6 protein-coding genes and 1 pseudogene are annotated in these 7,880 nt (G+C 62.4%); all 7 read left to right on the forward strand.

The window, feature by feature from the left end:
* Positions 1–18: 18 nt before the first annotated feature.
* On the forward strand, positions 19–918 hold the full coding sequence (locus ACFC3J_RS13945) for a YdiY family protein (protein ID WP_375196769.1): 900 nt from the start codon (positions 19–21) through the stop codon (positions 916–918).
* A gap of 58 nt (positions 919–976) precedes the next feature.
* Positions 977–2,203, forward strand: a complete 1,227-nt coding sequence (locus ACFC3J_RS13950) for a hydrolase (RefSeq protein ID WP_375196765.1) — start codon at positions 977–979, stop codon at positions 2,201–2,203.
* The gene (locus tag ACFC3J_RS13955; protein WP_375196766.1) at positions 2,200–3,231 is read left to right on the forward strand and encodes an arginine N-succinyltransferase; all 1,032 of its coding nucleotides are present in this window, start codon (positions 2,200–2,202) and stop codon (positions 3,229–3,231) included. The genes ACFC3J_RS13950 and ACFC3J_RS13955 overlap by 4 nt, the downstream gene beginning before the upstream one ends.
* Positions 3,228–4,487, forward strand: coding sequence for an N-succinylarginine dihydrolase (locus tag ACFC3J_RS13960; RefSeq protein ID WP_375196767.1), 1,260 nt, complete (start codon positions 3,228–3,230; stop codon positions 4,485–4,487). The genes ACFC3J_RS13955 and ACFC3J_RS13960 overlap by 4 nt, the downstream gene beginning before the upstream one ends.
* 27 nt (positions 4,488–4,514) lie before the next feature.
* A pseudogene (locus tag ACFC3J_RS13965) lies at positions 4,515–4,727 on the forward strand (hypothetical protein); the annotation flags it as partial.
* 67 nt (positions 4,728–4,794) lie between these two features.
* Positions 4,795–6,246, forward strand: coding sequence for a cobyric acid synthase (locus ACFC3J_RS13970; protein ID WP_375196768.1), 1,452 nt, complete (start codon positions 4,795–4,797; stop codon positions 6,244–6,246).
* A gap of 161 nt (positions 6,247–6,407) precedes the next feature.
* A partial coding sequence (locus tag ACFC3J_RS13975) for a type I secretion system permease/ATPase (protein ID WP_375196770.1) occupies positions 6,408–7,880 on the forward strand: 1,473 nt, incomplete at its 3' end.

The raw sequence follows: 7,880 nt of genomic DNA on the forward strand, positions 1-7,880 counted from the left end.
GTCGGTATGAGGGCGCGCATGCGCTATTGGCTGGCCTTCCTACCCCTGCTCGCGGCAACGCCTGCAAGGGCGAATTATCCTGTGCTGCTGCCGCCTTCCGTACGCGAGATGCTGGAGGCGGCCATTGCGAACGGCAATGAGACGGAAATCGTCACCGTCGCGAAGATCGCCAAACAAACCAATCCCGGTTCGGCCGATGAAATCCAGCATATGGTGAACAGCTGGAAGGATAGGACCAAAGCCACGCGCGACACCGTTATTCGGGAAGCCCGCTTTATCGAACTTTGGACCGGCAAGGTCGAGGCGGGCGGATTTCGCTCCACCGGCTCCACCAGCGAAATCGGTATCAGTGCCAGTGCAGCGATCAAGCGATCCGGCATCCAGTGGTCACACAAGCTGTCCGCCAGCGTCGATTATCGCCGTGCGAATGGCGTGACCTCGCGCGAGCGCTATAGCGCAAGCTATGAACCGCGCTACGAGTTCGATCCGCGGGGCTTCGTCTATGGCCTGACGCAGTTCGAACGTGACACGTCCATCGGCTATGAGGAGCGCTATACTGCTTCGGCGGGCATCGGTTACAAGATCATCGTCAGCAAGCCCATCGACCTGTCGCTGGACGCAGGGCCGTCGATCCGTCATGCCAATTACGTGATCGGCGCACGCGAAACCAAACTGGGTGCGCGCGGTTCGATGGATTTTGCCTGGCGTCTCGCGCCTGCGCTGACGTTCAGGCAGACCGCATCGGGCTACGCGGAAAGCGACGTATATACGCTCAACTCCCTGACCTCGCTGGAAACCAAGGTCGGGACGCGCTGGTCGGCCGCCTTTTCTTACAATGTTCAGTATGAGTCCGAAACGCTGCTGTCGGCGCGGGACTTCGATACGCTCAGCCGCCTGACCCTGACTTATGATTTCTGATGGGGTGCGCCTGCTGGCGGGGGTGGAGGCTTTGTCGACGCTCTGATAGGGTCGGCAAATGAGAGGAATTTCTTCGTCGGAGCTGGCTGTGCTGAAAGTCGCGGCACATGCTCCCATGCTGGAACAAACGGAAAAATGGGCCGGCGTAAATAGCGGCTCGCGCAATCTGGCTGGCCTTGCGGTCATGGCGGACATGCTGGCGGAGGCATTCGGCGCCTTGCCGGGGGCCGTCACCCTGATCGACCCTGAACCAGTCGAAACCGTCGCGCCCGACGGACAATCGACGGCACTGGCACATGGACGGCATCTACGCCTTTCGGTCAGGCCGGAAGCGCCCGTTCAAATTCTCCTGACCGGCCATATGGACACGGTTTTCCCCGCGGATCATGGGTTTCAGACGTTACGCTGGCTGGACGAGCGGACACTCAATGGGCCGGGCGTGGCCGACATGAAGGGCGGTCTGGCCGTCATGCTTGCCGCCCTGCACGCTGTCGAAGCGACGCCGGAAGCCGCGCGACTAGGCTATGACGTCATCATCAACAGCGACGAAGAGGTAGGCAGCCCATCTTCCGCCTCCTTGCTGCGTCAGGCGGCAACAGGCAAACTCGCCGCCTTTACCTATGAACCCGCCCTGCCCGACGGCACGCTGGCGGGGGCAAGGGCGGGCAGCGGCAATTTCGCGATCGTCGTGACCGGCCTGAGCGCCCATGCGGGCCGCAATCCCGACGATGGCCGCAATGCGCTGCTGGCTGCGGCCGATCTGGCGCTACGCCTGAAGGCGGGCAGCCGCACGGGCCTGTCCTGCAACCCGGCGCGAATCGACGGGGGCAGCCCTAACAATGTCGTTCCGGACCACGCACTGCTGCACGTCAATTTCCGGCCCCGGACGCCTGCTGATGAGGACAGGGCACGACAATTGCTCGAACAGGCCATCGCGCAGGTTTCGCTGGAGCATGATGTGACGATGCACCTTCATGGCGGCTTTGGCCGCCCGCCCAAACCGATGGACGCCAAAGCGGAGAGCCTGTTTTCGCTGGTGCGCCGATGCGGGTCCGAACTGGGTCTGCCCATCGCCTGGCGGGACACCGGCGGCGTTTGCGACGGCAATAATATCGCAGCCTGCGGCGTCCCCGTCGTGGACACCATGGGCGTGCGCGGCGGGAACATTCACAGCGATCTGGAATATCTGGCCGTCGACAGCCTGGCTGAACGGGCAAGGCTGTCCGCATTGGTGCTGCTCCGCATGGCGCAGGGACATTTTTCAACAGGGGGAATGAAGGCGTGAGCTTTTTCATGCGCAGCGCGCGCGCCGATGATCTGCAAACCCTCTACGAAATGGCGAAACTGACGGGCGGCGGCTTTACCAACCTACCGCCGGATCGAAAGTCGCTTGCGGCCAAGCTGGAACGGACCGAAGAGGCTCTGGCGCGCCAGACGGAGAGCGTCGAGGACGAGTTGATCGTCATGGTGCTGGAAAACAGCCAGACCGGCCAGGTTCGCGGCACCTGTCAGATATTCAGCAAGATCGGGCAGAGCTGGCCTTTCTATTCCTATCGCCTGGGCGTGTTGACACAGCATAGCAGGGAGCTTTCGCGCACCTTCCGGGCCGAGATGCTGTCGCTCGTCACCGATCTTGAGGGGTCGACCGAAGTGGGCGGCCTCTTCCTTCATCCTCGCGAGCGGGCGGAAGGCCTGGGTCTGTTGCTGGCGCGCAGCCGCTATCTCTACATCCGCAACCACCGCGCCCGCTTCGGCGAGCGGATCATCGCCGAACTGCGCGGCGTGATCGACGAAGCGGGTGGATCGCCCTTCTGGGACGGTCTCGCGGGCCGCTTTTTCGGCATGACCTTTCAGGAGGCCGACGAGTTCAACGCAGTGAACGGCAACCAGTTTATCGCCGACCTGATGCCCAAGACGCCGATCTACATCGCGATGCTGACCGACAGCGCCCGCAGCGTCATCGGCATGCCTCATCCCAACGGAAGGGCGGCGATGCGGATGCTGGAAACCGAAGGCTTCACCAATCCCGGCTATGTCGACATTTTCGACGGCGGCCCGACGATGGTAGGACAGATCAATTCGCTGAGAACCGTCGCCCACGCCGCCGATGTGGCAGTGAGCGCCGTACATGAAAAGGGCGGGGACAAGGTGCTGATCGCAACCGGGCGCCTTGCCGATTATCGATGCACTTACGGCTTCGTCATCGAACGGGATGACGGCACCTTCTCGCTGGATCGGCCATCGGCCGAATTGCTCGGTCTGGAGCCGGGACAGAACTTCACGATGGCAGAACGGGCGGCAGAACGGGCATGACGGTCAGAGAAATCAATTTCGACGGCCTGGTCGGGCCGAGCCATAATTATGCCGGCCTCAGCCTTGGCAACCTCGCGTCGGCGCGCAATGCAGGAGCTGTCGCCCATCCCAGAGCGGCGGCGCTTCAGGGCATAGAGAAGATGCGGACCAATCTCCGCATGGGGCTGACGCAGGGACTGTTCCTGCCCCAATGGCGGCCCGATGGCGTCTGGTTGAGCGCCCTGGGCACGGATGTCGGCAATGCTGAAGCGCACATCCGCGCTGCCGCCATGTCGGCTTCATCCATGTGGGCGGCCAATGCGGCCACCGTGTCGCCCGCAGCCGATACGGCGGACAAGCGCACGCATCTGACCGTAGCCAATCTCGTCACCATGCCGCATCGCAGCCATGAATGGCCGCAGACGCTGGCGCAATTGCGGCTCGCCTTTTCCGATCAAAGCGCCTTCGCGGTGCATGGCCCCGTTCCGCCGCCCTTCGGCGATGAAGGCGCGGCCAATCATATGCGCCTTTGCGCGCGCCATGACGAGGCGGGCGTGGAAGTGTTCGTCTATGGACAGTCCGGCGGGCCTTTCCCGGCACGCCAGCATGTCGAGGCGAGCAAGACTGTGGCGCGCCTCCATGGACTTGAACCTGCCCGTACGCTGTTCGTGATGCAATCGGAAAAGGCGATTGCGGCCGGCGCCTTTCACAATGACGTCGTCGCCGTGGCCAACGAGCATGTCCTTTTCACCCATGAACATGCCTTTGCCGAGAAGGATCGCTTTTATGCCGAGCTTCGCGCGCTGCTGCCGACCGTCGAGATCGTCGAGGTTCCTGCCAGCGCGGTCAGCCTGTCCGACGCGATCCGAAGCTATATTTTCAACGCCCAGCTGGTGACGCTGCCCGATGGCGGAATGGCGCTGATCCTGCCGACCGACGCGCAAGACCTGCCGGATACATGGGCATGGCTGGAAGCCATGGTCGCGGGCAACGGCCCGATCCGGAAGCTGGTTCCCGTCGACGTCCGCCAGTCCATGGCCAATGGCGGCGGCCCCGCCTGCCTGCGCCTGCGCGTGGTCGCCGATCCCTCCAATATCGATCCCCGCTTCCTGGTCGATGAACGCAAGCTGGACGGCATCGCGGCAATCGTGGAGGCTTACTGGCCCGAAGCCATCGCGCCTGCAGATTTGGCCGACACGCGGCTTATCGCCCGCATCGAACAATCATGGTTAACCGTTGTTGACCATTTGCAGCTTTCGGGCGATTTAATCCCATAGCCTTGGCCACGTAGCCGGTGGGATCATATGCAACGGATCAAACGCCTCTTCACGATCAAGACCAAGTTCGAGGCGTTTCTTGTGATCTACGCCCTCGCGCTTGGCGCGACTGAACGCGGCCTCGTCTATATTCAGCAATATCCTGGCTTCGGCGGCAAATTGCTCGCCCTCGCCTGCACCGGCAGCGTATTCATGGCGGGCGGCATGATCCTGGACACCGTGGACATGCGCCGCCGCGCCGACTCGTCCGATCCGGTCCGACCGAAGGGGCTTGCCTCCGCCGCCCGCACCATGCAGGAGCGGCGCCATGGCCGCCATCATGCTTCAGGGAACAGGATCGGACGTGGGCAAGTCCCTGCTGGTCGCCGGTTTTTGCCGATCGCTCGTTCATCGCGGCTATAACGTCCGGCCTTTCAAGCCGCAAAACATGTCGAACAACGCCGCCGTCACCGCCGACGGCGGAGAGATAGGTCGGGCGCAGGCGCTTCAGGCAATCGCCGCCGGGGTCGAACCGCATACCGACATGAACCCCGTTCTGCTGAAGCCTCAGGCAGACCGCACGTCGCAACTGGTCGTTCATGGTCAGGTGCGAGGCAAGTTGGGGACGGGGAATTTCCGCTCCGCGCGGGGCGCGTTGCTGGACGCCGTGCTGGAAAGTTATGACCGGCTGAAGGCGCAATGCGATATTGTGGTGGTCGAGGGCGCAGGATCGCCTGCCGAAGTGAACCTGCGCGCGGGCGACATCGCCAACATGGGTTTCGCGTGCGCGGCGAAAGTGCCGGTCATATTGGTAGGCGACATCGACCGGGGCGGCGTGATCGCGGCGATCGCCGGCACCAGGACGGTGATCGATCCTGCCGATGCGGCCATGATCAAGGGGTTCCTGATCAACAAATTCCGGGGCGATCCCGCCCTGTTTGACGACGGCTACCGGCATATCGAGCGGCTGACGGGCTGGCGGGGATTGGGCGTCATTCCCTGGCTGGGGGATGCCGTCCGCCTGCCGAGCGAGGACGCCGTCATACTGGAACGGCCGCCAGGACATTTGGGCGACCGGTTGATGATCGCCTGCCCCATTCTGCCGCGCATCGCCAACTTCGACGATCTCGATCCGCTGAAGCTGGAACCGGGCATTGATGTCGTCATGGTGCCGCCCGGACAGCCCATTCCCGCAGAAGCCGCGCTCATCATCCTCCCCGGATCGAAGGCCACCATCGCCGATTTGCAGGCAGTGCGAGATCAGGGGTGGGATATCGACATCCGGGCGCATCATCGGCGGGGACGCCCGATACTGGGCATTTGCGGTGGCTACCAGATGCTGGGACGGCAAATTGCGGACCCGGACGGTATCGAAGGTCCGCCGGGCAGCGTAGAAGGGCTGGGCCTGCTGGACGTCGAAACGCGACTGACGCCGATCAAGAGGCTGGAGCGGACGCAAGGTCACGCGCTGGGCGCAGCATTTGGCGGCTATGAAATGCATGTCGGCGTCACCCAAGGCGCGGATTGCGAACGGCCCTTTTCTCGTCTCGATAACGGCCACGCGGATGGGGCGATGAATGGCGACGGCTCCGTCATCGGCACCTATGTCCATGGGTTGTTCGCGAGCAGTGGCCTGCGCGCCGCCTTTCTGTCCCGGCTAGGCTGCAAATCCACGCTGGGCGACTATCAGGCCTCAGTGAACGAGGCGCTGGACCGGATCGCAGCTCAATTGGAAGAACATACCGACATCGACGCACTGATCGATCTTGCCATGAACTGAACCGCACCAAACCGGCACAGATGCTCATCTATACTTTTTGTTATATTTACCGAAAGTCAGCGAGATATTATAGAAAAATTATAAGGACATAGGGACAACATTATCGGCAGAGGGACAGGGCGGATCTTATGTTGCTTGACCTCCAGAAGCCCGCCGCCCCGATGAAAGCCGCGCTGGCATCCTGCCGGCGCCATTTTCTGTGGTCGCTCATATTCAGCGCCCTGATGAACCTCCTTTATATCGGGCCTGTGCTCTATATGTTGCAGGTATACGACAGGGTCGTGGCCGGTCAGGCCCGGCTTACGCTCCTTTTCCTCACCATCATCATCGCCGTGGTGATCGGAACCCTTTCGCTTCTGGAGCAAGTGCGGTCACGCTTGCTGATAAGGGCAAGCATCAGGCTGGACCGGCAATTGGCCGGACTGCTGCTCGATACCACGCTGAGCGGCCGCGGGTCGACCGGAGAGGCGATGAACAAGCAGGTGCTGCGTGAATTCGACACGCTGCGGCAGGCGCTGACCGGGCCGACCATCCTGTCCTTCTTCGATTTCCCCTGGAGTCCGGTTTACGTCATCGTCTGCTTCCTCATCCATCCGGCCATCGCGGCGATGGCGGTCGTCGGCGGTGCAGCCCTGCTATACATCGCCGTGCGCAACGAGAAGCAGACCAACGCCCCTCTGAAACAGGCCAATGATGCCGCTAACAAGGCCTATGTCAGCCAGGAACAGACGCTTGCGGGTGCCGAGGTCATTCGCGCTCTGGGCATGCGCAGCGCGCTGGTGCGGCGTCATTTGTTCGAGCGTCACGCGATGCTCAACCTGCAGGCTCATGCCAGCTTTGCCGGCGGCCATTATGTCGCGATCAGCAAGTTCATCCGGCTTTTGCTGCAATCGTTGGCACTGGGCCTTGGCGCGTGGCTGGCGATCAACAATCAGATTTCCGCCGGCGCGATCTTCGCCTCCTCCTTCCTGATCGGGCGGGCACTGGCGCCGATCGACCAATTGCTGGGCGCGTGGCGCAACGTCGTCCATGCGAGGGCCAGCTATGCCACGCTGAATGATCTGCTCGCTGCGAGGGAAGCGGACGTCACCCTCACCAAATTACCCGCCCCCCATGGGCATATCGCCATCGAGCATCTGACCCATTTCCTGCCCAATCAGGACCGGCCCGTACTGGCGGATATCAGCTTTACGGTAGAACCCGGCGAGGTGGTCGCCATTGTCGGACCAAGCGGCGCAGGCAAGTCAACGTTGCTGCGCATGCTTTCGGGCGCCGCGCGGCCGTTGCGCGGATCGATCCGCTATGATGGCGCCAATATTCAGGATTGGGATACGGAGCGCCTTGCCGCCTTCGTCGGCTATCTGCCGCAGGACACATCGCTATTTGCCGGAACGATCAAGGAAAATATCGCGCGCTTCCAGAATTTTCTGTCCGACGATGATGAAGCCGTCGACGCCGCCGTTATCGAGGCGGCACGGTTGAGCGGCGCCCATGACATGATCCAGCATTTGCCGGGCGGCTACAATCTGACGCTTGGCTGGGGCGGACGCGGTCTTTCCGCCGGTCAGGCCCAGCGCGTGGGGCTGGCGCGGGCGCTCTACGGGGCGCCGCCGCTCGTCTTTCTGGATGAACCC

The sequence above is a fragment of the Sphingobium sp. genome (genome assembly GCF_041987595.1).
GTDB lineage: Bacteria > Pseudomonadota > Alphaproteobacteria > Sphingomonadales > Sphingomonadaceae > Sphingobium.